The sequence below is a fragment of the Echinicola pacifica DSM 19836 genome (assembly GCF_000373245.1).
Taxonomy (GTDB): Bacteria; Bacteroidota; Bacteroidia; order Cytophagales; family Cyclobacteriaceae; genus Echinicola; species Echinicola pacifica.
In genome coordinates this window covers 486,857-512,223 of record NZ_KB890754.1, presented here as the reverse complement: position 1 = coordinate 512,223, position 25,367 = coordinate 486,857, and the positions used below count along the sequence as shown (strand labels likewise).

Genomic DNA, 25,367 nt, shown 5'->3' with positions numbered 1-25,367 from the left:
GACTCCAAGAGACATAAGCAAGAGTCCTAAGATTAAATTATATGTCTCGTCAGTCATTAATTGATTTGTAAGTCAACTTGCTTCCTATAATTTTTAACTGTAACCCTACAGTGTCTTGNTTATTAGAAAAAAGCATTATTCTATTTTCATTTTCTTGAATGCCGAATTCGTAAAACTTTTCTACACCCCTTCCCAATCTAGTATTTTGAAAATAAATCGTATCTCCACCTATTGTAAATTCCCCCTTAGTCATCGATGTGCCAAAGCAGATGTTGCTAAAGGTAAATCCGTTGTTTTCTTTAAGTTTGAGGGTAACCGTACAATTTGCTACACCTTCTCTCTGAGCCACTAAAATATCCTTACTTTCAAATTTCTTAAAATTCACAATCCCGAATGGCATGAAAACTGTCAAGATGAGAACTAAGACTAAAACACTAGCCGTCAAATTTCTTTCTCTTTTTTTAAATCGTTCTTTACCGGCATAAAAGAGCTGTATAACCAAAATAATTGTTAGCCCGATAAACGTCAGAAATAGAATAATGGAAAAAATAATGGCATAGAAGCCAAGGTCATCTGTCCATAAATCTCTTGTGTTGACTAAAAGGAAGAAACCAACTGCAATTCCAATTATCAACTTGCTTCTTGTTTGCATTTGTGTTTTTTAAGCTGAACGCCTACGGTCTCGGCTATGAGTAGTTGCGTGGTTTAGCACTTAACTTGCAAATACACACCAAACTGAAAATCCGCGAGGGTTTTCAGAAGTAGGCGAGAACTAGCAATTACTTATAGCCATTGTTGGGCTTAGTTTTTTATTTATTCATTAATTTTTCCGCTAATTCTTTTAAATTGGCAACCCTTTTCTCTAAAAACTCGTCATAATCCAATTCGTCAAATTCTTCTGGAATTAGTGCGCTTTTTAAGTATTCACTTCTACTAGTGTCTGAAATTAATTTGCCATAGTCATTTGGGGATTTGTCACTTATGGTGTTGTTGTCTGAGCGTGTTAAAAAACAAAAATTAGCAAGACAATTAATTTCTTTTCTTTCGCGACCTAAACGCTCTAAATGTTTTTTTGGAAATATGTGATGATATTCGTGCTTACTGCCATTCTTTAATACCTTGTCTAAGTCAATTTTAGCACCACTTAGCAATGATTTTGGTGATATGGTGTTTAACATTGAAATTAACGTTTTTGAATTTGCATTATTACTAGAGAAACTACTTTTGTCAAAATCAAATTTTATGTCAGTTTCAGGAAATTTGAATGCATAATTTTCATCATTTCTTAGGCTTAATAATTCTTTTATATCAAAGGCTTGCCTATCGTTCACACCTGCTGAGAAACGCCTAGTAAACAGTGACCGCCAGAACCAAATAGAAATTTTATCCTTTTGTAGAGAAGTATAGTTAAGACCATCAGCTCTTGTTGTAGCAAAAAAAACGCTTAAAGGAACAATTATCCCTGGAAAAGGAAGCATTTTATAATGCTTAATGTTAAGTTCTCTTTTGAGAAAATCTATTGCTCCAATAATACCATTTCTTATCTTAATAAAGTTGGCTCTTATTTCATCACCTGACAAATCCAAAACAGTTTTTGGTGAAGTATTACCTTTTATTATTCCAGCAGTCACTCTCAATTGAAGGTCTCTATCTTTGGTTAAGTCCTCGTAACCGTGTTCTGCTATTTCTTCTTGTAATTCATCAAACTTTTCAACCAAATCAAAACTTTCAGACCAACTCCAAGCCGATAATAGCTCAAAAACATTAAGTTCTGTTCCTGCTCGGTTAATTCTTTCGAAAACTATTGCAACATTATTTAAATCTTCAGTTTCAAAAACAATGTCTGGAATTATATATGTGAGAAATCTACGTTGAACTTGGTCAATTTTTATTTGATTTTCTGGTGTTAAACTACTTGTGGCTTTTCGATATTCTACAGAGTCAAAAAAAGTTGAAACAGGAAAATGCCTTTCAGTATCAACTTCATTATCGTCTAAAGCTAAGAAGGCAGATTCTTGTATGGATTCATTAGATTTCAAATCAAAGTATATATCTACCCATTCATTTGAATTTGGTGTTAAAGTTGTTTGAAAAACGCTAAAAAGACTTGTTAATCTTTGTTGACCATCTAACACATAGTTAACTGGATAATCTTTTCGCGGCTCAGGTAATTCAAAATATCCTAGATTTTTCTCAGTCGTCAATTTTTTGTCTGTTTTCCATAGAATGATTGTTCCAATCGGAAATTCTTTATAGATACTGTCTAAAAGAAAAGCAACTTGGTCTGGTTCCCAGACAAAATTTCTTTGGAATGCAGGTATTCTAATATCTCCAGAACCTATCCTTTCTATTACTTTTGCTATTGTTAATGTTTCTGCCATAATATTTTTTCAAATTAAGCCCAACGGTTAGTATATGAAAAGTAGGCGATTTCGAAGCACAAAACTTTCGGTTAAGCACAAATTTTGATACGAGTCTAAACCCTTGATTTTATTACTATTTCGCCTATTTTTTATAAACATTGTTACTTGCTGGCTTTTATTTCATTCAGTTCAATCTGATGATTCAGATTTGTTATTGGTCAGTTTTTTAATGAATATGTTATTCCGATTTTTTGCTCTATCGAGAAGTGTTGAATATTTAACAACCTCTGTGTAAAGCGAACCATCTTTTCCTTCATTACTAAACATCCCAGCAATAGTTTTAGATGGTCTAAATAAATAATCAAAATTATAGGCGTTTTTGAAATCAGCATCATAAGCTCTCACGTCGTTTGGTTCAATTTTTTCTCCAATTAGATATCCGTAAAACGTGGTTAACTTCATTTCAGGTTTTGAAAAATTTCTTAACAGAGTTGCATAATTGTTTATTTGATTTAAATGCTGAGATACGCTTACATCTGGATTTTTGAACTCAATTATTATACATTTCTCTTCTTGTGGAAATAAAAGAATATCTGGTCTTTTATCAAGTCTTTTTTCACCAATTGAAGTTATAAAGTGCTTTTCTTCTGCGGAAAGGTCTTCACGGATAATATTTTCTCCTTTAAATTTAATCTCAGATAATTGAAATTCCGAAATACCTTGAAAGTATATGAAATCCTCGTTTATAATCCACAAGTCACTTTTTTCTGGTGTTGTAGTATTCTGTTGAAAAATTAAATTATGCAACAATGCTTCGTCTTTGTTTCTCGAACCATCTTCTTGAACAGTTAATTTTTTGTTTAATATTAATGAAAATAGTTCAAGGACAAGTTTTCTACGAGCAACATAATGAGTTAATTCAGCTTTATTTTGTTGAGGAATTACTCGAACTATTCTATATATTTCAGTATCTAATGTGTTTGAATAATCATCTGACGTAGTATCTAAATAGTTCAATCTGTCTATGCTATCCTTTAAATTAGAATCTAATTCAGCTTTTTTCTTTGCTTCTGCTGTATAGAATTTTTCTAGTATTTTTTTATCACTATCGTTAATAGAAATTTCAATTTCAGAATCCATATCCTCTGGCAATAAAAACATTTCTTTGAGATGCTTCAAATCTAAATGACGTTTTTCCTGTATCTTTTCTATTTGTGGATACAAATTGTAGATAGAACCATTTATTTGATTTTCCAGCTCGTCTAGTATAATTACTTCTTCTTGAAAAATATTTGGGTCATTTGAGAATATATCATTATTTGGAATATCCAATTCCCCTCTTTCATTAGTGTCTTTGTCATCTAAATAATCACTAGAAACTAAAAAAAGAAAATGACTATTATCAATAACTTCATCTTTTGCAAGAGAAAGCAAGTTGATTTTGAAATTCTCAATTACTTCGTGTTTACTAGTCAGTTTTAAATCATTTTGCTTTAAAAATGACTTATCCAATTTAAATGAGTTTACCGTAAACGTTTCAAATTTTTCCGTATTGACAATGTTTTTTGCATCATCTGAAATTTTTGAATAGTGAACTTTTACATTATCGGTTTTATCAATTTTTGGAATATCAGATTTTGAGATAGTGGATTTGCCTTCTCTGTCAAGTAACACATAATGCTCTATTATTATTTCAGGTAAGTTCTCTTTATTTAGACAAAAATATTGGATGTATCTTTTTAAAAGTGCATATTTTAAATTGACATCATTTAGTGTATGATAAATGTTTCTTGTTTGGTCCAAAAGACCTTCAAATGTTAAAACTGTACGAGACGATTCTTCAATTGTTTCACGGTCAGCTTTATGATATGTTATCGAATTTCTTTTTAGATAATCGTTGTTTTTTGAAACGAAAAATTCTCTTTCTCTAAAACTACCATTATCTTGATATATGCTTTTTACTTTGGTTGTATCAAAATAGTGAGTGAATTGAATTCTTCCAGAACCTAGATTTTTAAATCCTTTGGTGAAATCTTTATACGTATTAAACCTTTTAAATTCTTTATCATTGAAACCAACACCATTATCAATAATTTGAAGTTTGGAAAAAGTAAAGCTTTGGTCAGTATTTTGTGTTGAAAATATTTTAACCTCAATTTTTCCTTTAAAATCAACTTTTTGAGATTCTTTAATTCTAATTGCTTCGAGTGAGTTAGTAAAAGCCTCATAGACTGGTTGTAATGAAATTTTTGAGCGCTTTACATCTCTAATCACACCTTCGTAATAGACACTATCTCCACTTATATAAGTATTATTTTCAAATTTCATTGTCAGTTGTTGTTGGTAGAAATTATCTCCTTATTCTTTTGTCAACTAAAGCTAAATATTTCATACCACTTTGGTCAAATAAATTTTCTGCTTTTTCAACTTTTAGTGCTGAATGGACTGCACTTACAAATCCAGGAAGAACTCCAATTAGTGCTCCTGTTGTCTCAGCTGTTTTTAATCCTTGAACGGCACCAATTATTCCACAAACTGAACCGAAAATTATATTGTTGATTTGACTTTCGTTCATTTTTGCCGAAAGTTCATCTTTTCTTATAGTTAATTCCTCTATTTTAAGTTTAAATAAATCCGTTCCGTTTATTAAGTTTTCATCCAAAACAAGTTGTTCAATCCTGTTTTTAAAAGCTTTTAAAAGTTCATTATGTTTGTCTTTAAACCTGCGAATTTTATTCAAATCAATTTCATCAGGAAATGGAATTAAATTGGATAATATTGTTTGTCTTTTTTTATTTTCAACAATATCTTTATAACTGTAATATCTTTTTTTAAAATTGTCTGTAGTAGGACGCATTTCTAATTTTGTGCTTATTATAGTAGCTAAATAGTTCATTAAATGATTAGCCGTGTTCTTTTCTACTGAATACCATTGTCCATTATCTCTTTCTGCAAGTCCTAACTGTTCAAGCTGATAAAATATTTCTCCATCAAATTTGTCTACGTGTATTCTTGCAAAAAAGAATTTTCCGACATGTATTTTGCCTCTACGACCTAAAATGAAGTTTTCTCTTTTCTTTAATAATCGTTTTTCATTTTTTTCTAAAAACTTTATGAATGGTTTAGAAACTTCCCAAGGTTTTTCTAAAACTTCAATTGGATTAATTGGAATTACTAGCTCACTTCTTACCAATTCAAGCATAAAGGGTTCATAATTCCTTTCTGGTGAATAAAAATATTCTTGAGGAACAATAGAACTGATATTATCGTAATAAAGTAAAGTTCTTACAGTCCAATCTGTTTTGGGTAAATTAATATAAGGGAAGTAGAGTAGTTTATCCATTTGTGATTAAGTTCTTTTTTCGATTGCGTAAACGTCTTTAATATTTAAAAATATTTTGTCATTCGCGCCCATCTCGTTTACTTCTATTTCAAGTGTCGAATCAAATTTAGGTTTGACAGTCCAATACAAGTCATAATTGGTCTGAAAATCTAACTTAAAATAAACTCCATCTCCAATATTTATATCTTCCATTTTATATTCAGCCATATTTTTCTTTTTTGTTAGGGTTTTTCTTCAGCTTGCCGCTAACTTGTTTATATGCGGAACATTCCGTCTTATATCCCACCAATCTGGCGTGATATGCGGAAGTTACGGTTTAATTTATCACTATTATTTTTCACTTTTTATTTACTATATAAGAATTCAATTTAATTCTTAATTTAAATATTGTCGTAAGGATTTTTTATTCTACTTAAACTATTGGTCGATACATGGGTGTAGATCATGGTGGTTTTGGGGCTGATATGCCCCAGTAACTCTTGTATATACCTGATGTCGGTGCCATCAGCCGTTTACTCATGTCATCGGTATTCTTTAATTTAGCGTGCCTCACAAAAAAAAGGTTATCACTTCACCATAGGTATTGGTTGTTTTCGCTCAATCTCCTCTGCCGCAACCATTTTTTGAACTTATGGATATCCTCCTACTGAGGTCTGTCCAATTCCGGAAAGCAAATGGGCTTTTCAATGATTTTTAACGGTGCCTTACCTTTCAGACCACTATAATCCACCTAGCAATTTATTTTCCTTTAATGGTTAAATATTTTTCTTTTATTAAGTCCCAAGTCCTCGATTTAAAAAGTTTGCTTTTGTGAACACTACTTTACATCGGGAAGTTGTCTCAGGTGTAACCGAACGGAATCTTCATTGGCAAAATTAATGGTGATGCGCGCCTCTTCACCTGCAGTAAACAATGTCAATTTCACTTCACGCATCCTATATCTGGTAATAACAATAACATCCGACCATCAATTATTGCACAACAATATATTTAATTACATATTATTATGCAAGGACCTTTCCTGAAATCGATCCTATCTCCAGAAGCAACAGCTCTATCTCTGTAGGATAGAAAAACCATTACTTATTATATCCTTTGTGCTTTCCTCCTTTCATTTGTACCAAAACCGGATATCCCATGTCCATTGCATAGGTCTTCATCAGCTTTAAAATACCTCATAAGTATTCAATTTTCCTTTACTTCCCATAGTGCCTTTAGCGATTCCCTTTGGTCCCTAGCCTATCAAGATGCGGCCCGGAAAAAGCTTATATAAAAAGAGAGAGTCTATATGCCAAGCGTCCCGATGCGGATCTTGTTCCTTTGGACAATGGGAAACGGAGGTGTGGTAAGTGAACTATAAAATTCTGCACGTCTTTATTCCTACTTCACTGTTCTTCAGATAGTTGACCGAGTATAGCTTTTACAACTTCACTATTCGTTCCCTTTATCATTGCCACCAAGCTGCCCTTCTTTCCCTTAGCTGCTTTATTAGTTACTACANTATACANTTCTCCTTGAGAGAGGGCTGTTTCATCAATACTCAGATGGGTTCCTACATTTTCAGGAAATAGAATCCANTCTTTGGCGTGAGAACGCTGATCCCAGCTCATNAAGTTACTTAAGTGAAAAACATACTNATGCTCAAGTACTTTTCCATTTAAATGAAAGTTGTCAGCTAGACTTTNACAGCTTACAGGAGTTGAGTCCATTCGTCCCGTTTTAAAAAAAGCGCNAATTCCTCTGTCATTCGCGTGCCATTTGCTACCATGTTCCAGTCTCTGCTGACGTTCTTTCCCGTATCTTCATTAAGCCATTTCCTTCTCTTTATTTTAAGGAAACACGCTTTTCCACGAACAGGGAAATCTTGAATACTCACCTCATCATAGAAGCCTTTGGAGGTAAGCTTAGCTCCTTGAAGATGCTCAGGTTGAATGTTCTGCTCCTTTAAATAAATAAAGGAGCTATCATCTTTAAACTCTGAAGATGTGATATTGAAATAATCTAGCATACCTGCTGGTAAAACTAACCTTGAAATTTCCTTCCCGTCCATTTTCTTTTTTTAACAAAAAAAATCATGTCAACCCAATCCCCCGACTTTTAGGACTGATCCTTAAAATGGTGGCAATGGTGGTAAAATAATGCATAAAAAAAAAGGTAACCATATGATTTACATATAATTACCTTTCAAATAACATATTTTAATATGTTAAAAAGTCGGGGTGGCAGGATTCGAACCTGCGACCTCCTGCTCCCAAAGCAGGCGCGATGACCGGGCTACGCTACACCCCGTGTTTTAATGGTATTGGCCTTTATGATTAGCGATCAGCAGCTTCCTGCCTCTTTATAACCCTTCTGGCTTAACATTAAAAAAAGGATTCTTTTGAATCCTTTTGTAGAGAGTGGGGGATTCGAACCCCCGGTACACTATTACGCGTACGACAGTTTAGCAAACTGCTGGTTTAAGCCACTCACCCAACTCTCTGTTTTTGCAAATCATCGTTATGATCCGCTATTTATGGGCTGCAAAAGAAGCAATATTAACCTATTGTTTCCCCCTATTGCGTTGCAAATATAACTGATATTTCGACACTTTCGCAAACCTTAAATACCATTTTTCATGTATTTTTTTACCTTCTCAGCCTCTTCTTATCTAACTATCTGTGCATCAATTAATAAATTTTCTATATTATCAATCATTTCTCCCCTCTACGCTGCCTTTAGGCCTTGACTTCTGCCATTTGATCAAAAAACGGGCTGATCTTTTCGGCTAATTTATTCCATGCTTGATCCAAGCCAGTTTTGAATCGGCTAAGCTCTCCCTGGGAATCAAAATTAAAATCCTCCGCCTTATCCAAATAATACTTGATCCCCTGCTGCAGGTTATCCATGGACTTACGCATCTCCTTCACCACCTTGGTTCCCTGAGCGGGTTTATAGTCTCCAAACTGATCCAATAGAAAATCAATATTCAGCTGGAGCTCCTTGATAAAGAAATTGGGCCTCTCTACGCTAAGATTGATCTTATACCTACCATAGATGTTTCCCACCATTTCCTGAAGCGAATAGAGCCTCTTAAAATACGCCAGGTTAGGCCCCGGGCAGATGGTCACCGCATTCAAATTGCGATCTGGCTGATCTCCATTGGCGATAATGGCCGATGCGCCCAGCCCTTCACATAAGCAGTCCTTCGCCAATAGATCTGCTCTTTCTTTGGTGGCTCCCTCCCCTGCCTCGTCTAGCTGCTTTAACTTCAGGTGCATGTATTGCCGGGAGGAGGTGCAGATGGCTTGATCGGTAAATTCCGTATTGGTGGACAGCACTTTTTTATAACAAGGACTTCCTGGTCGGCCTTTTTGGATCCTCTCCAGACGCTGCTTCTCTCCCGAGCTGCTGCGGAGGTTATTGAAAGGAACTCCTAAGGGGGAGGCATTACTAAGGAAAAAATCCTCCTCACGGGCATTGATGATCTGCTCTAAGGTATCCTGATCCACTGAGGTGGCTTCTGGCACCAAAAGGAAGGGACTGCCCCAGCCTGTGCCATCGAGCTTATAATGGTCCATCAGCAGTTGATTTTCCCATGCTGTGCCGATCCCGCCCTGTGCGGTAATTTTAATGCTTATATCAGCCGCTAAAGGGGACTTGTTTTGGCTGGCCAAGGTCTCCTGACACAGCTGCCATAGGGTGTCTCTTAGCTCCTCTCTCTTTTCCCGAAACTCCTCCAGTATAGGCCCTAATAGCTGTCCATTGGAGGCGAAAGCATGACCTCCACAGTTCAGGCCTGACTCCACTCTAAACTCACTGATCCATATCCCCTTCTTGGCCAGGAACCGTCCTTGAATAAGGGCAGACCTATAATCACTTACTTTCAGAATCACCTTCTTGGCGATTTTCCCTTGAGAATCGGGATAAAACACCTTGAAATGCTCCAAATACCCATATAAGCTAGGATTGATCCCCGCAGAGAATACCACGGAGGATTGTAAACGGCTGTCAGCAAAGCCCCTCAACGCCGCCAGAGCATCCGAAAATTCAGCCGGCATAGGACGGCCATCTCTGGCGAAATTTGGCTTATCCACCTTCGTCATGATATTGACATCGATGACGCCAGGCTTCATTTTATTGATTAGGTTTACTTGCTTCACTAGTCTTTCTTCGCCACTGCTGACCTTCATCGATTCATACTCGACCGTCAGCGGATGGCCTGGCTGTAGCATTTCAAAATACTTATTGATCTCTGATCCTTCCTCATCAAAATCACTGGAGAGAATCTGATTAAATTGCTGATCCACCAGGGTCTGAAGGAGATTGAGATAGGCGGTAATTCTCTTTGCCCGCGCATCAGGCTCCGTTTCCAAAATGGGTAAATAGGGTATGCCATTTTTGCGGCTATGAATTTTGCGCATATTCTCGATCAAGGCATCTTCCATGATGGAGACCACAGAGTCTATCCCAAATCGGGCAACTTTCAGTGGGCTGTCTATGCTATATCCCAAGCCTAAGACAGGGATGTGAAAAGAATGTGGCTTTTGATCTTTCTGGGCGGTAAGTGATGTATTGCTCTCCATAATAGTGTATTTTATGATGAGGTAAAGATACCCAAGGTCTAAAAGATAAAGACTGATCTAAATGGTGAAAATTACATGATTAAAATCATAAAAAACATAAGCCATCAGCCAAAAAAGCCCAGTCTATGAGATCAAATAAAAGGGAGTCCCCCAGCCAGTAACTAAAAAAAGCTACCTGCATTGCAAGTAGCTTTTTGGTCATAATAAACCCATTATTCATAAAACTTCCATGCCCTAAAGGGCTATTCTTCGGTGACAATAGTCGCTATCGACCTCGCTGGAAGCTTCAAATGATCGCTGTTTGTCCATACTACTGGCTCCAAATCATGCTCTTTATCGGTAAGGTAAATTTTACCATTTTTAAGTAGTTCTCCATTTATATCCAAGGAGATGCTTGCTTCTTTTATCCCCAAATTTACAAGAACGATTACTGAGGAATTGCTTTGGCTATCCTGGAAAGCGGAGGCTAAGATGTCCGGGGTCTGGGAGGAGCTGCCAGAAGTACTCGCTTCCATCCTATGAAATCCCGGCCGTATAAATTTGGAATAATTACCTAAAGCCCATAGCATCTTACTCTCATAGTAATTTCCATCCTCTTTCTGGTGGTCGATATAGACCAGGCCATCCTTATAATCATAGGGGGACACCGCCACCCACCAGTGCCAGGCGCTTGCATTGGCGATGGTCAGGTCATTATGGATGACCTTTGCCATGTATAGAGCAGGATCGATTCCCAGGTCTCGCCCATTGCCATTGATCTCACCTCCATTATCCCCAAGGATGCAGTATTCGCTCATCCAGTACTTCAATCCCTCCACGGCTGCCACCGCGGCATGGAGCTCTTCCCTCTGGCTGACGGCCTTCTGAAAAGGGGAAGTAGTAAAATAGCTATGCCCAGAAATGGCCTTGCCCATATGAGACAGATCGCCGATATAATCGGCTGAGGCAGGGTCAAAAAAGGCCTGCACCTGGCTACCTCTTCCCGGTTTATCGGCCTCTTTATAGAGATAATCGATTTTGGCCGCTTCCGCAATATCAATTTTCGTGCTCAGCGCGGCCTCTTCCAAGGCCTTATTTAAGGACCGTGCGATGCCTGCAATATCGCTATTAAAGAAAGGGGTACCTTCCTGTCCCGCATCCGACCAATCCCACTGGGGCTCGTTTACAGGACTTATATAATCCACCTCAAGGCCTTTGTTCCGAAGCCCCCGTATGACTTGCACCATATATTCCCCAAAAGCATCAAAGTGCTTTGGATCAAGGTTGCTTTCTCCATTGGTAGCATAGGCTTTCCCATTCTTGGTGAAATTTACCGGTGGGCTATTGGGAAATAATAATAGATGCTCCACTCCCAGCTCCCGGGCCTTGCTGGCAAACCATACCTGGCCCGCCTGGCGGTCCCAGTTATAACTTCCATCTGCTTCCAGAAATGATTCGGCACGACGCCATTCATCCTTGATATCGCTTTCCTCCCCTTGTTCGGCGCTTCCCGCGCCAATATTGAATCGCCACAAAGACAAGCCTATTCCTTTGGGATTTCCCTCTTGGTCTTCCTCCTGGCTAAACAGCAGTTCGGCAATGCCATTTCTTTTAGCCTCCGGCCAAGTGCCCACAAACTGCGTGGACCAGGCATCTGAGGCTCCAAAATGATCGATTTCCTGGTATTTTTTTGAGGTATTTATCCGAACAGAAATCTCCTCACTGGCAGGCTGAGTATCCTGCCCCTCCTTGGCGGAATTTTGGCAGGAATAACACGCTGTCATTACCAGCAGGGCAGCAAAAGTCTTTAATTTCATCATCTAAATAGAATTATCATTACGTGTCAATTAAAAAACGATTCTGATCGGAATTTATCCTAAAAGGATCATTCCGACCAGAAAAGTGGGTATAGAATTTAATAGGTATTCTTAATTATATCCCGGGTTTTGCTCCAGCTGATTGTCAGACGCTAAGATTTCTGCTCGCGGAATCGGCAGCCAATAGTGTCGTGGACTGAAGCTCTTACCAGTAAGCGCCAATTTACGGGTATAGCTGAGGCTTCCGTCATTGGCTTTGGTGATCACAATCCCATAGGCCGGCTGATTCTCTGTCTCCTCAGCGATCATCCATCTTCTCACATCATAATATCTATGCTCCTCAAAAGCCATCTCTATCCTCCGTTCATGACGGATCTTATCCCTCATTTGGTCCTGGCTCAGGCCAGGGGCTAATGGTGGCATCTCCACCCCTGAGCGGCTGCGGATATCGTTGATCGCCTGATATACGCTGGCATCAGGGCCCACGGCCTCATTCTGCGCTTCGGCATAGTTTAGCAAGATCTCCGCATACCTGAAATAGATCCAGTTTTGAGTTCCTGCTACCTCCCAGGGATTCCGAATGGGCAGCTCCTCATTGATGAATTTCTTCAGGTAATAGCCGCTTTTACTGGTATTCCAGTTGGCTGGGCCATCCTGGCTATCCTTCCCTCCCGGGGTAAAAGTTTCCACCGCACGGTCGCGGTATTCAGCACCATTGTATAGAATAGAGGCATAGAATCGTGGATCCCGGTTTTCGTAGGGGCTCGCAGCATGCGCCTCATTATCCCAATCGAATGCACTACCATCCATCATCTCATAGTCATCTACCAGATTCTGTAAGGGAACATTTCCTGCCCAGCCATCGTAGCCGTTCGGGCCATTTGCAATTTCCAAAGCTGTGTGACGGGAATTGATATTATAATAGCGGGCAAATATGATTTCCGGATTGCTATTCGGGGTAAGAAACACCTCACTATAGCCTCCCTGATAGATGGAATACAGCTGCAGGTCCATGACCTCCTGAGCAGCCTGGGCTGCGGCAGCCCATCTTTCGGTATCATTCTGCCCATCGGTATAGAGGGGGCTGGCGGCATATAGAGCCAGTCGGGATTTCAGCGCTAGCGCCGCTCCTCTCGTGGCACGGCCTTCCTTCCATACCCCATCATTGGTCTGGGGTAAGCCTGAAGCGGCCCTATCCAGCTCGTCAATAATATAGGCGATAACTTCCTGCTTATCGGTTTTCTCATAGAAGCTAAGATCGGTGAAATCATCCCCAAGCTCTGCCACACGATCGCCCATAAGGACGATATCACCGTAATTACGCACCAGATCCTGGTACCTGAAAGCCCGTATAAACCTCAGCTCTGCGATCAACCGGTTTTTGCCCGTTTGGCTCATGTCCAACTGATCTATATTCGCCAAGGCATAGTTGCACTCCCGGATACTGCGGTAAGACCTTCCCCAGAATGTCCCTGCAATGCCGGTATTCTCCGGGGACAGCTGTCCCTGCTGAATGAACCAGGTATTATCATCATTATTATAAATGGACTCATCCGTCAAGGAGCTCCACATGGCATATTCGAAGCCTCTCCCAAAACCGGGGAGATTACCATCGCCTTCTTTATTGGTCAGCCTTATACCCAGGTATCGATTGATGACGAAGGCTTCAAATAAGGTGGAATCTGATAAGATGGAGGCATCAGAAACCCGGTCTGTCGGTACTATTTCCAGGAAGTCTTCCTTGCAACCCATCATCATGGATCCGAGCATCATGACTCCCAAAAATGGTTTGATTATTATATTTTTATTCATTGTGTACGGAATTAAAATTGAATGTTTACACCCAGGTTTATGATCTTCTGCTGTGGATAAAACTGCCCACTTTCACTTGATCCCTCAGGATCGTAATCTTTCACCCCTGTGATAGTAAGTAGGTTGAAGGCATTGGCATATATTCTGACACTACCAATATTGTATTTTTTCAATACCGTTTCTGGTACGGTATAGCCAATCTGCACATTCTTTAATCTGGCGAAGGAAGAATTGTTCAACCAAAAATTATTACGGTATAGCCCACCACTGATGGCGGAAGAAGAGCGCTCGCTCACCCGTGGATAGGATCCTTCCGGAGTATCAGGACTCCATCGGTTATCTGCCCAGCTGCTATAGTAGTTCCCCACTGTTCCTGACTCTGGAAGCACATATTGGTTCACCTGAGACTGCCCGGAAATTACCGCTGCAAAGTCCCAGTTTTTATACCCCGCCTGCATGGTAAGACCATAGGTGATCTGTGGGATATTGCCATATTCAGAGCGTACCATATCATCTGCTGTGATCTGTCCATCCCCATTATAATCCTCATAGATCAGGTCTCCCAACTGCGCTCCTGGCACATGAGGATAATTATCCAATTCCTCGGTGGTCCTGAAGATGCCTATTGCATTATATAGCAGGTAAGTGTTTAGGGAGCGCCCAGTTTCTCTTTGGTAATCGAGCAGCCCTGGAGCTTCATCCTTATAGACCAGTTCATTTTTGGCGAAGGTGAAATTTCCCGAAATGCCATAAGTAAAGGCATTATCTTGGTTTTGGTATCCTACTGTGGTCTCAAAGCCGTGGCTTTTGACCTCTCCGATATTTTCGTCGGGCACCAGACTGGTGGCATCATAGGGGTTTACAATTCCGGAGGAACCCGGCACGGAGGCATTTCGAGTGGTAAGGATCTTGGTCCTATCCTGGCGGAAATAGATAAACTCAGTGGTAAATTTTTGCAGCCATACGGCATTGAATCCCACATCTGTTTTGGTGGCCACCTCCCAGGTGATATTTGGATTGCCCAGTCGGGTAAGGTCTATGCCTGTTACCACCTGATCACCGAGGAGATACCTATTATTGAAGGAATAATTATCATAATATTGGAATTGACCGACATTGTCATTTCCCAGTTTTCCATAGGAAGCTCTGAATTTCAGGTCGTCAAAGAAGCTGACCTTGTCCCGAAACCATGCTTCCTCGGAGATTCTATAGCCAGCAGAGATAGACGGGAAGAAGCCGAATCTTTCGCCAGCGGGGAAATTTGAGGATCCATCCACCCTCATCTGTAATTCTGCGAGGTATTTTTCTTTATAGTTATATCCCGCCTTGCCTATATAGCTTTTACGGGTATAATTATAGCTGCTGCCCCAGTTGTCATAATCCGATGCTGCGGCTCCGCCTTGGGACAATTCCGGCGTCTCTGTGGTGGGGAAATGCAAGCGGGAAGCACCCAGCGTATGCGTTTGGTTACTACTTTGCTCATAGCCCACAAAAGCATCGATATAGTGATCGCCATGATATTGTTTGTAGTTCAGCTTGATATTAGACACCGTCATAGACTGGCTATAATGCTCCTCAGAAAGTGTCGGCTCCTGATCAGGGCCACCGCCTACCACCACGGGATTATAGCGGTCTGAGGCATTGTCATAATTGTATAAGGTATAGGGAGTGCTGAAGGTCCTATTTCTATTTGAGCTTTCATCCACGGAGAAGAAGCCATCCACGGATAGTCCTTCCACAAAAGCCAGGTCGTAGCTTCCTCGCAAGATGCCGTTGAAGACGTATTTGGGGTTTTGGGTCAGTCCACCGGCATCGGTTCCCATCACCACAGGGTTATCATTTTCGATTCCTGTGGAAGGAAGCCCATTTGGATAGACGGCCACCTGGGTGGGATATGCTCTATAGATTCCCCTGAAGATGTCACCCGCACTTCTGGTGGGAAACTGACGGTCTTCTTTTCTTCCCGCCAGGGAAAGCCCCACCGTCAATCGATCGGTGATATCAGCGTCTATATTGGAGCGGAAGCTGTATTGATCGTACCTCGTGGCACCGTCTTTATACAGCCCATCCTGTCCTGTTTTGCCCAAAGAGACGAAATAACTCACTGCTTCCGAGCCGCCTCTGACACTTAAGTTATGCTGGCTTTGCAGCGCCACATTATTCAGTGCTGCCGCCGCCCAGTCGGTATTCGGATAGTTGATAGGATCAGTGCCATTGCCGAACTGATTAATCTCATCCTCGGAATAGACCTGGTTTAGTCCTCCCTGGGGGTTATTATAGTAAGAAATCTCGTTTCTGATCTGCGCATAGGTAGGGGCATCCGCCATCTCTGGCAGTCTGGTAGGAGAAGAAAACCCTTGATTAAAACTATACGAAACGGTAGGTTTGCCTTCTTTTCCTCGTTTGGTGGTGACCAATATCACCCCATTGGCGGCTCTGGAGCCATATATAGCGGCAGAAGCATCCTTCAGGACCGATACACTTTCTATATCATTGGGGTTGAGTCTTTCGAGTCCACCAATCTGGCCTGGCACACCATCGATGACCACCAGCACATCATTATTGCCAGTGGTGGCAAGTCCCCTAATGGATATAGAGGAGCCATCATAGCCCGGTTCGCCACCGCGGTTATTGGCAATAATTCCCGAGAATCTTCCCGAAAGTGAGTTGGATACATTGGGCTGAGGGCTATTTTGGAGCTCACGCCCCTCCACCTGAGAAACCGATCCCGTCAGGGTAGCTTTCTTTTGCTCACCATATCCCACGACCACCACCTCATTGAGAGATTGCAAGTCTGGCTGGAGAGCCACCTCTATGGAGGTCCTATTGTCCACAGGGATTTCCTGAGCTTGATAACCAATAAAGGAAACCTTTAATACGGGGCTTTGAGCCCCATTAAGATTGAGAGAGAAGTTACCATCAAGGTCGGTGACGGTACCATTGGATGAGCCTAATAAAAGTATGGAGGCGCCAGGAAGGCCATATCCATTTTCATCCAAAACACGGCCTTTTATTTGTTGCGCTTGGCCATAAGCATGGGAGGCGGTCATAATACTTGCCAAAAAAGCTAAGCAATATAACCAAACCCTAAAGGGTAATCGTACGGGCATGTTACTTTAGGTTTAGGTTAACTATTTTATTTATTACCAAGGCCCTCGTCTATAGAGCACCTTAATACCTTCAACAATATTCGTGTAAATCCACCCGCTTCCAGGGGTACAAATCAGCAATCTATAGGGTATAAATTGGCCAAAATTGGCTAATTCGGGTATTTTTGACAATTTTGCGTATTCAATACCCTATGCGTACTAAATGAAACCCTACCGAACCTATCTTTTCCTACTTTGCCTCTGCTTTGCTTACCTTCCTTTCTATAGTATGGGGCAGATCCATACCAGGCAGCTCCGTTTCTTTTTAATGGATATAGAATCGGGATTGTCCCATAATTATATCAATAGCATCGAGCAGGATTCACTGGGATTTATCTGGATCGGCACCTTGGAAGGACTCAACCGATATGATGGAAAGAGTTTTATTGTATATCCTAAGAGCAATCGATTTCCCTCCAAAGGCCCGGCCCATAACTTCATCCAGCAGCTCCTGCAGTCTCCAAACCAGCAGATGCTTATGGCTACCAGTGCCGGGCTTACGGCATATGATCAGCTTTCGGGCACCTTTGCGCATCAGGCAGCACCGAGCCCCTTTCCTCGCAAGGATGTTAGCTTCGCCGCCTTCAGCCCTTCTGGAAGCTTGGCGGTGGCCTTCTATGGAGAAGGAGTCCGACTATTCGAGGCCAGTGACCAGTCGAAGGCCCCATTCCATGCCAGCCAGAAACAGCCCCAAGGCCTAAGTGCAAAGGAAATCACCAGCTTGGTATTTCAGGGAGACTCCCTTTTATATATAGGGTCAAATGATCTTGGCCTGACCAAGATAAATCTTCAAACGATGGAAAACTCCCCTTCTTATCATGGGATAAATCGTGGCGTCCAAGCCTTGGATATTGACTCAGAAGGTAACCTGTGGGTGGGGGCTCAGGAAGGCCTGGATATCTTATTGCCCTCAGGCAAAAAAATAAATATCCAGAAAGCAGAAGTCCCTGAGCGAGGCCTTAGCGACTCCAATATCCTGTGTTTTGAGGAAGATGACGAGGGGAATATATGGGTGGGCACAAGAAATGGCGGGCTATCGATCATTGATATTGGCAGTATAAAAACCTCTGAATTCCCTAAGATAAGCTGGTTTACCCCAGCCTCCGATGGCTCGAGCGTGTATAATCGTACGGTCTCTGCGCTGAAATACGCCAAAGATGGGAATATGTGGATAGGAACAAGCACTGGCCTCAATATCGTGAATACCAAAGGGGATCCCATACTCCTCCTACAGAGAAATCTCAGCCAGTCCCATACGCTTTCTCATGATCGGATAGGTTCTCTGGCCATGGCTCAGGACAGCAGCATCTGGATCGGCACGGATGGTGGTGGGCTGGACCTGCTTCATCCCCGGAAGGGCATCATTCGAAACTTCTCACATACCAAGGACCAGCCCCATAGCCTCTCCAATAACTATATCATCTCTCTGCTGGAAGACAGCCAGCACCGACTCTGGGTGGGCACCTACCAAGGAGGATTAAACCGCCTTCAAACCAAGACAGGGCAATTTAAACATTATCTACAGGGCAGTCAGGCGGATGGAAATGATGTCCGGGTGATCCATGAAGACCAAACCGGCCAAATCTGGGTGGGCACCAATCGTGGGGGCCTGTACCGCTATCACCCACCTATAGATAATTTTGATTATGTAAAACAATTAGGGAAGGTCGATATCCGGGGAATCACCGAAGATGAATATGGCAACCTATTTCTGGCCACTTACGGGGAGGGCATTATCCAGTACAATTACCTCACGGGAAATACTGTTTATTTCAATGAATCCACGGTCGAAGGATTCCCAACCAATGTGCTTTTTAGCATAGATATCCTGGACAACGGAGATATACTCGCTGGTACACGCTTCGAAGGTCTGCTGCAGCTACATCCGGAGACCAGACAACTCTCAGTATTTACTGTGGAAGAGGGCCTGAGCAATAATACCATCAATAGCATCACCAAGGATAATGAAGGCAATGTGTGGCTGGGGACATTTAAGGGAATCAGCAGCTTTAATCCCAAAACCAAGCAGATAAAAACCCTCAACGGCTTCAATAATGTCCAGCAAAGTGAATTTAATATCGGTGCAGCTATTACAGGACCAGATGGTAGAATCTACCTCGGCGGTAATAAAGGCCTTAATATATTCTCTCCCCAAGAACTGGTAAACAAAGAAAGTCCCTACCCCCTTGTCTTTACCCACCTGAACCTTCCCGGAGCTCCTGAATCCGACAGCCTCAAGATGGAATATTTGGACCAAAGAAGCATCGCCTTTTCCGAGGCCCTGTCCTTACCCTATAATCAACGCTTGTTCTCCCTGGAATTTGTCGCATTAAAATTCCCCAAAGGGGATAATATCCAATACAGCTACCTTCTGGAGCCCTATCATGATCAGTGGATCCCCACACAGCAGTCCGGTATGGCCAATTTCAGTAATGTGCCCCCTGGCAGATATACCCTCAAGGTGAGGGCTTTTTCTACCTCCTCTAATATCAGCGAAAGGCAACTGACCCTGATCATTACCCCGCCATTCTGGAAGACCTGGCCCGCATACCTCTTGTATATTTTGCTGATCGTTGGGCTGATTTATATTGGATTAAAATACTATACCGACCGCCTAAAGCTAAAGAACTCACTCCTGTTTGAGCAAAAACAAAGACAACTGGAACATGAGATCAATGAGGAAAGAGCGCGATTTTTTACCGGCTTTTCGCATGAACTCAAAACTCCCCTCACCCTGATCATCGCTCCCGTGGAGGATCTGCTGGCTAAGGTGAGGTCCCCAGAAGAAAAAAAGAGCCTCAGCCTGATAGAAACCAATGCTAAATACCTCCTGGATATGATCACCAAACTCCTGGAGTTTAGGAAAAGCGAGCTGCATATAGATCAGCTAAACCTGCAGTCCTATAATATCACCAAGGCCCTCAGTCAGTGGCTGGAAGAATATGCCAGCCTGGCAAAGCACCAAAAAATCCAGCTTACAGGAAGCTTTCCCAAGGAGGATATTTACGCTATGGTGGACCTGGAAAAACTTCATATAATCATCAATAACCTGCTGTCCAACGCCCTAAAGTACTGCCGCCCACAGGATGAGGTGCAGGTGATCCTGCAAACTACTGATGGGGAGATATCGATAGAGGTGAAGGATAATGGCCCAGGCATCCCTGAGTCCGACCAGGACAAAATCTTCAACTGGTACTATCAGGCAGGTCAAGGGGCCAAAAATAAAGGAACAGGAATCGGCCTGGCACTTACCAAACGCTTGGTGGAGGATCACCAAGGCAGCATACGCCTCAGTAGCAAAGCCAATGAAGGCTGCTCTTTTGTGATCCTACTGCCGGATCACCTACCCTCTCCCCAGCCTCCATCCAGCGAGGAACCAGGGCAGTATAAGGAGATTTCTTCGCCTTGGTCGGCACCCATTACACTTCCGACCACAAGGATGCCCATTGCCAATTTGGACCTGAACACCAGCCGGCGAACGCTGCTCATCATCGACGATAATCCACAAATATTAAACTACCTCCAAAGCCTGCTGGAAGGTGATTATGATCTGATTTTTGCAGAAAATGGCCAGATAGGACTCGATAAGGCCATCCAATTCGTCCCCGATCTAATCCTATCAGATATCATGATGCCAGAAAAAAATGGGATCGATCTATGCGGAGAGCTGAAGACTAAAACCGCCACCACTCATATCCCCGTCATCCTGCTCTCGGCTAAGGACAGCGTGGACAGCATCACCAGCGGCTATGCTCAAGGGGCGGATGACTACCTCACCAAACCTTTTAATGGGCAAATCCTGCTTTCCAGAATCAATAACCTGCTGCAGACCCAGGCTAGGCTCAGGGAGTATTACCTCGGTAAGGAGCCCATACAGCAGGGCTTTTCCGAACAGCAAACCTCGGCCATCAATCAGGAAAAGGAATTTCTAAAAACTCTGCACACGCATATCGTCTCCCAGCTGGCCCTTCAGAATACCGATGTGGAATCGCTATGCGCCCTGATGGGAATGAGCAGAACCTCCTTATTCCGAAAACTCAAGGCGATCACAGGTCAGAATATTAATCAATATACCCGCAAGGTAAAATTGGATTATGCGGATCATCTTATCAGAGAAAAAGGCTATTTAGTATCTGAAGCCGCTTTTGAGGTGGGATTTAGCAGCAGCAAATACTTCCGCAAACACTTTAAAGAGCAGTTTGGAAGGCTTCCTTCCGACCCGATGAACTGATCCGCTAGAAAAGCGATCTCCTCTGCAGCGGCTATTTGTTCATTTTAGACTGTATGCTTAGCCAATATTCCGGAAAGTCCGTCTGGACCATATTTGCTCCCTGCTGGATCCATTGCAGATCCTTTTGGGGCTCTGGACTGCTGCTGATCTGGCGGTCGCGGTCACCGAGAGAATTGATCCAGATTCTCATCCCATATTTATTGGCCTGCTTGATGGTTTTGGGGGTATAAAATCCCTGGTCAATATGAATGGCCTCAGGCCTGAGCTTTTTATAAGCCTTCTTGATATGCTTAGTTTTATAAGCCCTCGGCATCAGATAAGCCCTTGGAAGCTGTTGCTTTATATTCTGAAGCACCTTCCAGTCCGAATCAAAAAACAGCAGGTGATCTGTAATTCCCATGGCTTTCACCACCTCTACCACGGCCTCCACCTGATCGGTTTTCATATCCATATCCACCATGATACGGCCTTTACACACCCGAAAAGCCTCCTCCAGGGTCGGTACCTTCTCGCTGCCAGGCTCCCCATTATATAATAAATAGAATGAATTGATCTTTTCATAGGTCAGCTCCTCCACCAGGCCACTTCCATTCGTAGTCCGATCAATGCTATCATCATGCATAAGGATGGGCAGGCCATCCCTGGTTACCCGGATGTCCAGTTCCACCAGGTCCACTCCCAGCCTAATCGCCTCCTCTATGGATTTTAGACTATTTTCGGGATATTTCTGATGCGCAGCTCGATGGGCTGCCACCATCAGTTCATTATTATTTAAAAATCGGTCCCTTATCCCCTCCACCTGCGCCATGGCGGGCTGGGAAAGGAAAAGTATCATCAAAAAATAGAGTCGATAAAAGCCTTTTGTTCTCCTATTGATAGGCGCTGAAGTTGAATTCGTATTCATTTTTTTTCGTTTATTTTTTTTCGCCCTGTCGGGCAAAATTGAGCTACTTCTTTCGAAAGTAAATAGACATCAGGTGATCCGCTCAGGCTCGAAACCAATGAACCTAGTGATTAGAGTCTCAGATATGCACCAAAGCCGAATTCTTCTCGATTGGTATAGTGACCAGCACCTTATTCTTCCAGTCGCTCAGGGCTATCCGGAATATGGTTGCTTAGTATATTGGATCCATTGGAGGACTTGCTGAGGGTAAAGGCATCATATAATTCTCCTGTGGCAGTCAATGCCTTGAAAATCAGGGTATCGTCCTCGATCTCTATCCACTGAAAGAGCTGCGTACCAAAGGCCTTCCTATCCATCCAAGGATCATCCGCCAGATCATACATTTTGGGACCACTTACAGACACCACATACATGGGGCCTTCCCCATAGGTTTCCTTTCCATCCTTCACTAGCACACGTCCTCTAGCATAGGCATGATCATGTCCTTGCAGGACCAGGTCCACGTTAAATTCCTCCAATAAGGGCTGAATAAACTCCTGCATGTCCTCATTATTGCGGTTTGGCTTGGTGCTATATATAGGATAGTGAAAGGTGATCAAGGTCCATTTCCTAGGATTATTTTCCAGAATTCCCCTAAGCCATTTCACCTGAGCCATGCGCTGCTCGGGGATTTCATCGATCTGCTCAGCATCAAGGCTGATGATTTTGACCTCCGGAAAGTTAACCTCGTAGACCATTTCTTCCAGGCCTTTGGGGCCATTTGTGGGAAGGTTAAACTGTGCCTGCCAGTGTTTTGACAGCCTTACAGGTTTGGCATATTCGTGATTGCCGGGAGTCATCATGGAGGGCACCGAGGCATGGATAAATCCCCCAGCCGCAAACCAATCCCCCCATTCCAGGTCGGCCTCTTCGTGGTTGATCAGGTCGCCGGCATACAGCATAAAATCAGGCTTTGGAAGTTGGAAATAAGCCTCTCTGATGACGCGGCTCCATTGGCTCACCACGTCATTTTGGACATCGCCAAAATATAATAGCCGCACTGGAGATTCAGCTTTTGGCATCTGGAATTGAAACCATTCGGACCATTCCTGGTTTTGGCCCACCCTATACATATACATCTGTCCAGGCTCCAAGCCTCGCAGACTCACAGAATGGTACCGAGCTTCGGTCACAGGCTCTTCATCCTGCTGGGTCTCGATCACTGCCCCTTCCGCCGGGAGGGACTTCACCCCAGGTTCAAAACCTGGCCCATCGGAGGCTGGGGCATATTCCACATAGGACTGCGCCACTTCTAAGGATGTCCGCCAATTGATACCGATGTCATTCAGTGGATTCTCCTGCAGATTGATGATAATCCGGTCCGGCATCTGGCTAGGACGTAGATGTTGTTTGGCAATAGGCACCAAGGGTTCGGCGGTTTTCTGAGCATGGGACAAGCCTATCTCACCCAACAATACAACCGTAGTTATAATGCTGATTTTTAGGTATTTAATACACATTTTTTAAGTAAAATTTATTGACTTTGTGATTAAATGAATTAAATTTGAATATCATTTTTTCCCCACAATATTCACCTATATGACTTGCCCTTTTGCAAAAAGGCTATTGTTTATTTATTAATTAATTATGAAGACATCCCAAAACATTTCAATTAGAATACTCCTTGCTGGATTATTCCTGATGATCGCCACCAGCGCCCGCAGCCAGTCCACTGCCTTAAGTAATTATTTGGCTTCTACGACGGGCGATTACGAATACGAACTGGTCAACACCCTAGAGTCGGGCAAGCTGACGCAGTATGAACTTCTCCTTACATCCCAGGAATGGAAGGGCTATACCTGGCAACATCGATTGGTGGTTTTGGCCCCAAAAAACATAAAGTATGATCAGGCCTTACTATATATAGGAGGCGGGAGAACGGAGGAAAATGGTAAGCCTCATTATCGGGACAAGGACGATGGCATCGTCAAAGCCATGGGAAGAATTGCCACCGAAAAAAACACCATTGTGGCCACCTTGTTTCAGGTGCCCAACCAACCCATATTTGGGGGATTAGTGGAAGATGAAATCATCTCCTATACCCTGCATCAATTCCAGGAAACAGGGGATGAAACCTGGCCCCTCTTATTTCCAATGGTAAAATCCGTGGAAAAAGCCATGGATGCGGTGCAGGATTTTTCCCAGAAGCAGTTGCAACAGCCCGTCAGCAAATTCCTGCTCACAGGTCTCTCCAAAAGAGGCTGGACTACCTGGCTCACCGGAAGTCAGGATAAACGGGTAAATGCCATAGCCCCTATGGTGATCGATGTGCTGAATATGCCCGTGAGCCTACAGTATCAGATAGAAATGTGGAAAGATTATAGCCCGGAAATCCAGGACTATGTCGATTTAGGAATTCCCCAAAATTCCAATACCGGCAAGGGCAAAGCCACCATCAGTATGGTGGATCCTTACTCGTATAAGAGCCAGCTGGGAATGCCTAAGCTGGTATTCGTGGGCACCAATGATCCCTACTGGCCAGTGGATGCCGCAAAGAACTATTGGGATGATATTCCCGGAGACAATGACCTGGTATATATCCCCAATGTGGGGCATGATCTGGGGAATGGCAAGATCGCCTTATATGCCTTGGCTGCTTTTTTGGAATACCAATGCCTGCAGATGCCGCTCCCCTCTTTTCAGACTAGCGTCACTGAGCAAGGCAGCTCTCAGCTGCAAATAAGTATCCACGATCAAACGGCCAAAGCACCAAAAATTGAGCTTTGGCAAGCCGACTCTGAAGAGGACTGGGATTTCCGAGATGAAGAGTGGACTTCCACTGTGATTTCTGGTGATAGCGCCACGATCAGCCTTCCAGTCACTGGGCAGAAGAGCTTTTATCTCGCCATTTATTATAGCAGCCCTTCGGGCCAAAAATATTATATCTCCAGCAAGATGTACCGCTGCGACTCAAATGGCCTCGTCTTATAAGGTAGATTCTTCTGCCAATTAGTGGAAATCGCCTTGCAAGGCCAATAGATCTCCGAATCCAAAAACACTCCTTTTCATAAAAGTGAGACTAGTCCCGTTATAGGTTTATTTAATGCGTAAATCCATACCGGGACTAGATTTTTTTAGCGCCTCTACTTTAGCGAGTTTGGCTGGGGTGTTTAACTACCCCCTGCCCCCTAAAGGGGGTTCTGGTGTATTATTATCTTTTGGAGT

14 protein-coding genes and 2 tRNA genes are annotated in these 25,367 nt (G+C 42.6%); 2 read left to right on the top strand and 14 right to left on the bottom strand.

Annotation, left to right across the window (positions count from 1 at the left end; genetic code table 11):
* Positions 1–809: 809 nt before the first annotated feature.
* The 12 genes from B050_RS0116045 to B050_RS0115985 form a co-directional block, all read right to left on the bottom strand.
* Positions 810–2,381 (bottom strand): DUF262 domain-containing protein, encoded by a 1,572-nt coding sequence (locus B050_RS0116045; protein ID WP_018474965.1) that lies wholly within the window; start codon positions 2,379–2,381, stop codon positions 810–812.
* A 171-nt stretch (positions 2,382–2,552) separates the two neighbouring features.
* Positions 2,553–4,691: a hypothetical protein gene (locus B050_RS0116040; RefSeq protein WP_018474964.1), complete on the bottom strand. Its 2,139-nt coding sequence runs from the start codon at positions 4,689–4,691 to the stop codon at positions 2,553–2,555.
* 22 nt (positions 4,692–4,713) lie between these two features.
* Positions 4,714–5,706 carry a hypothetical protein gene (locus tag B050_RS0116035; protein WP_018474963.1) on the bottom strand — a complete coding sequence of 331 codons (993 nt, stop codon included), beginning with the start codon at positions 5,704–5,706 and terminating at the stop codon, positions 4,714–4,716.
* Between the two features lie 6 nt (positions 5,707–5,712).
* Positions 5,713–5,913, bottom strand: coding sequence for a hypothetical protein (locus B050_RS0116030; protein ID WP_018474962.1), 201 nt, complete (start codon positions 5,911–5,913; stop codon positions 5,713–5,715).
* A gap of 173 nt (positions 5,914–6,086) precedes the next feature.
* On the bottom strand, positions 6,087–6,200 hold the full coding sequence (locus B050_RS23275; RefSeq protein WP_083923292.1) for a tyrosine-type recombinase/integrase: 114 nt from the start codon (positions 6,198–6,200) through the stop codon (positions 6,087–6,089).
* 1,196 nt (positions 6,201–7,396) lie between these two features.
* The gene (locus tag B050_RS0116020) at positions 7,397–7,756 is read right to left on the bottom strand and encodes an ISAon1 family transposase N-terminal region protein (protein WP_018474960.1); all 360 of its coding nucleotides are present in this window, start codon (positions 7,754–7,756) and stop codon (positions 7,397–7,399) included.
* 164 nt (positions 7,757–7,920) lie between these two features.
* Positions 7,921–7,995 (bottom strand) — tRNA-Pro (locus tag B050_RS0116015).
* 104 nt (positions 7,996–8,099) lie between these two features.
* Positions 8,100–8,188 (bottom strand) — tRNA-Ser (locus tag B050_RS0116010).
* Positions 8,189–8,423: 235 nt separating this feature from the next.
* The gene (locus B050_RS0116005; RefSeq protein ID WP_018474959.1) at positions 8,424–10,271 is read right to left on the bottom strand and encodes a hypothetical protein; all 1,848 of its coding nucleotides are present in this window, start codon (positions 10,269–10,271) and stop codon (positions 8,424–8,426) included.
* Positions 10,272–10,513: 242 nt separating this feature from the next.
* The gene (locus B050_RS0115995; RefSeq protein WP_229802458.1) at positions 10,514–12,070 is read right to left on the bottom strand and encodes a glycoside hydrolase; all 1,557 of its coding nucleotides are present in this window, start codon (positions 12,068–12,070) and stop codon (positions 10,514–10,516) included.
* A 108-nt stretch (positions 12,071–12,178) separates the two neighbouring features.
* The gene (locus B050_RS0115990) at positions 12,179–13,879 is read right to left on the bottom strand and encodes a RagB/SusD family nutrient uptake outer membrane protein (protein WP_018474956.1); all 1,701 of its coding nucleotides are present in this window, start codon (positions 13,877–13,879) and stop codon (positions 12,179–12,181) included.
* Between the two features lie 11 nt (positions 13,880–13,890).
* Entirely contained in the window at positions 13,891–16,989 is a 3,099-nt protein-coding gene (locus B050_RS0115985; RefSeq protein WP_044202654.1) for a SusC/RagA family TonB-linked outer membrane protein, read from the bottom strand.
* Between the two features lie 202 nt (positions 16,990–17,191).
* Here B050_RS0115985 and B050_RS0115980 point away from each other — a divergent pair, with 202 nt between their 5' ends.
* Complete coding sequence (locus B050_RS0115980; RefSeq protein WP_018474954.1) at positions 17,192–21,259, top strand: hybrid sensor histidine kinase/response regulator transcription factor; 4,068 nt, start codon at positions 17,192–17,194, stop codon at positions 21,257–21,259.
* 31 nt (positions 21,260–21,290) lie between these two features.
* Here the strand turns inward: B050_RS0115980 and B050_RS0115975 are convergent, their stop codons facing one another.
* Together B050_RS0115975 and B050_RS0115970 are read right to left on the bottom strand one after the other, a co-directional pair.
* A complete protein-coding gene (locus B050_RS0115975; protein ID WP_018474953.1) occupies positions 21,291–22,163 on the bottom strand; it encodes a glycerophosphodiester phosphodiesterase family protein in 873 nt (290 codons plus the stop codon).
* 170 nt (positions 22,164–22,333) lie between these two features.
* Positions 22,334–23,662, bottom strand: a complete 1,329-nt coding sequence (locus tag B050_RS0115970) for a purple acid phosphatase family protein (RefSeq protein ID WP_157492835.1) — start codon at positions 23,660–23,662, stop codon at positions 22,334–22,336.
* Positions 23,663–23,789: 127 nt separating this feature from the next.
* On the opposite strand from B050_RS0115970, the gene B050_RS0115965 reads away from it, so the two are divergent.
* Positions 23,790–25,133, top strand: a complete 1,344-nt coding sequence (locus B050_RS0115965; RefSeq protein ID WP_018474951.1) for a PhoPQ-activated pathogenicity-related family protein — start codon at positions 23,790–23,792, stop codon at positions 25,131–25,133.
* The last annotated feature ends 234 nt before the right edge of the window (positions 25,134–25,367 follow it).